Genomic DNA, 2,791 nt, shown 5'->3' with positions numbered 1-2,791 from the left:
CAGCGAAATTGTTTGGTTGTCTGTTCCGTAGAACAGATCCCCTTACACATTTGGTGTGTTTATCTTTGTTCAGTTTTCAATGAGCTTTCGTTGCGGTTGTGATGCAACTTAATTAGTGTAACATGTTTGTTACGCAATTGTCAACTAATTGTTTGAATTAATTTTAATTGGTCTCACATGCTTCGCTTTTTTCTCGTCACTTCATGTGGCAAGGTTTATATTGTATCATGTTACTCGATGCACTGTCAACCTTTTTTTGAATCTTTTATTCAACCGAAGTTAGATGTTCGATTCGTTGGTGCTGTCTCAATTGACAACCTAATTATAATAACATGAATCTTTGGTCAGTGTCAATGCATTTTTAAATTTTATTTCATCTTTTTGAATTCTTATTAATGTATATATCTATATGGCAGTATATACTATAGCCATATCATGATGACACTAACCATTATTACTAAAGCTATTACGGCAAAAGCTAGTGGAGTCCGACTTATAGAACTTTATATTTCTATTGGATTCTTAATCGTTTATCGCATAATCCACTTCATCTCTCTGCCTAGTCCTTCTTTAGAGTATTCAGCAGAATCTAATTGGCTTGCGTATCTCTTCTTATAGATGACTTCTATTTAACATTCATTATATTTATATTTCTTCTGATTTATTTTGATCTTCCCTTTACCTTACTATAATGAGTAACACTTGTTCTTCCATCTATTAGACATATTGCTTATTTGCAGATCATCTTCTAATTTGTGTAATTAATCCATCAGGAATCTTTTGCTATTTATCTACTCATAAGTATGTTTGCTCCCTATGGAGTAGTAACTGATACATCGAATGCTTTATCTACTTATGAATTCAATACTGCCAGTGTTTTTTTCACCTTTGTATAACTCATTACACTACTTTCTTCAATTCAATTATTATGTCCTTAAGTATTTCCAACGTCTTTTCAGAATCCTCAAACTTATTCTGAAATAATCCTTCCAAATTTTCTTCAAATGCTTCAGGAAGAATGCTTGCGTCTGATTTGGCATAGGTTATCATCCGTTTTTCTCCAGGATGCGTTAATCTGTTGATCGCAAATATCATATCGAAGTACGACTCTAGAAAAGCTGCAACTCTATGGTTTATACTTACTATATCCTTACGAATAAAAACTTTTTCTATCTGCTTATCATAGGATGGCAGGTTACCAGTGAGTAGATTCATGTTGTTTTGTATAATATTTCTACGTAATTCTTCTGGATATGATATTTGATACTTATTTTGCAGTTTTTCCAATTTACCATTCTTATCAAATAGAATGTTGCAATGTAAAAGATTATGCCACATACAAGTTGTGTATCCATTACTCGGAGTAAACTCTTCAACGACTGAATATATTTGTTGTGAGAAGTCCTCAAGATTTCGGTACAAGATATCAATATCTATTCCATCTTTCAATGTACAATTATCTTCAAGCTCCCAATATGAATTTCCAAGCTCCATATAATGACAGTATTTCTCCAATATTCGTCTTCGAGCATTCTTACTTGGTATCTCATTACAGTAAATATATAAGTCATAGTCCGACTTTTCATCAAATATCTGTTTTACCCTCGATCCCCCAAGGGCAATTGACTCAACCTCTGGCAATGTAGTAAATTCTTTCCATAATTTACTGAAATTCATATTATCCTCCGGTTTAAAATATATAACCGTTCGGTTGTTGTATAAGCTCGAAAGTAAACTTCTTAAGATACTATATTACTTAGCTATACACTCTCAATTGAAACCTCTCATTATTGATATTTCCTTTAAATAAAATAGGTCAAGCAACAATCTCTGCTGCTTGACCTCGACTAAAATGAATCATCAACCCTATTTGACAAAGAAACACAAAAAAAGAGACATAGATTTTAAAATCTACATCTCTTTCTTTGATCTTTTATGGAGGATAGCGGGATCGAACCGCTGACCTCCTGCGTGCAAGGCAGGCGCTCTCCCAGCTGAGCTAATCCCCCATTATATCAATCGGGAAGACAGGATTCGAACCTGCGACCCCTTGGTCCCAAACCAAGTGCTCTACCAAGCTGAGCTACTTCCCGAAATGAAACGCACCCTGTAGGAGTCGAACCTACAACCGCCTGATTCGTAGTCAGGTACTCTATCCAATTGAGCTAAGGGTGCAATATCTTTTATTCAATTATCTTAACACAAATGTGTTATGCCGAGGGCCGGAATCGAACCGGCACGGTAGTCACCCACCGCAGGATTTTAAGTCCTGTGCGTCTGCCAGTTCCGCCACCCCGGCAATATGCCGTTAGTACTTACAATCTGGCTATAAAATTTTCTTAATTTTCACAAAATTCAAAATCAAAAAGATCAATATGAAGCCATTTACCGGAGTCGAACCGGTGACCTCTTCCTTACCATGGAAGCGCTCTACCTGCTGAGCTAAAACGGCAAATATCAATTTTGAAATTTGAGTAAAAAAAAAGACTCCGCAAGTAGGGCTCGAACCTACGACATCATGATTAACAGTCATGCGCTCTACCAGCTGAGCTATTGCGGAATGACTAAAAAATTAAACAATGCATGGCAATGACCTACTCTCACAGGACCAAAGGTCCAACTACCATCGGCGCTAAGAAGCTTAACTGCTGTGTTCGGCATGGGAACAGGTGTATCCTTCTTGCTACCATCACCACACATTGTCTGTATATAAGTAATCTATACTTAGATCACTCAAAACTGAATATCAACATTATATTTTCTTACCTGCTAAACCTGAATTGGTTCGTGG

1 protein-coding gene, 6 tRNA genes and 1 rRNA gene are annotated in these 2,791 nt (G+C 36.2%); all 8 read right to left on the bottom strand.

Translation table 11 applies throughout. The features are described from left to right. Positions 1–900 precede the first annotated feature (900 nt). Entirely contained in the window at positions 901–1,677 is a 777-nt protein-coding gene (locus ACFO5Y_RS06605) for a nucleotidyltransferase domain-containing protein (RefSeq protein ID WP_197105356.1), read from the bottom strand. 259 nt (positions 1,678–1,936) lie between these two features. Then, positions 1,937–2,009: transfer RNA gene (locus ACFO5Y_RS06600), tRNA-Ala, on the bottom strand. 10 nt (positions 2,010–2,019) lie between these two features. After that, positions 2,020–2,093 (bottom strand) — tRNA-Pro (locus ACFO5Y_RS06595). 8 nt (positions 2,094–2,101) lie between these two features. Further along, a tRNA-Arg gene (locus ACFO5Y_RS06590) sits at positions 2,102–2,175 on the bottom strand. 38 nt (positions 2,176–2,213) lie between these two features. Further along, positions 2,214–2,299 (bottom strand) — tRNA-Leu (locus ACFO5Y_RS06585). An 80-nt stretch (positions 2,300–2,379) separates the two neighbouring features. After that, positions 2,380–2,452 (bottom strand) — tRNA-Thr (locus ACFO5Y_RS06580). Between the two features lie 35 nt (positions 2,453–2,487). Further along, positions 2,488–2,560: transfer RNA gene (locus ACFO5Y_RS06575), tRNA-Asn, on the bottom strand. Positions 2,561–2,581: 21 nt separating this feature from the next. Continuing rightward, a 5S ribosomal RNA gene (rrf, locus tag ACFO5Y_RS06570) occupies positions 2,582–2,697 on the bottom strand. Between the last annotated feature and the right edge of the window lie 94 nt (positions 2,698–2,791).

The sequence above is a fragment of the Ruoffia tabacinasalis genome (assembly GCF_042652985.1).
Lineage (GTDB): Bacteria > Bacillota > Bacilli > Lactobacillales > Aerococcaceae > Ruoffia > Ruoffia tabacinasalis.
Note: the sequence above shows the minus strand (reverse complement) of the source record. Positions and strands in the feature narration are given on the sequence as shown.

What these genes read in the sequence shown, in the direction of transcription:
- ACFO5Y_RS06605 (WP_197105356.1), bottom strand. Translation starts at nt 1,677, where the DNA reads ATGAATTTCAGTAAATTATGGAAAGAATTTACTACATTGCCAGAGGTT.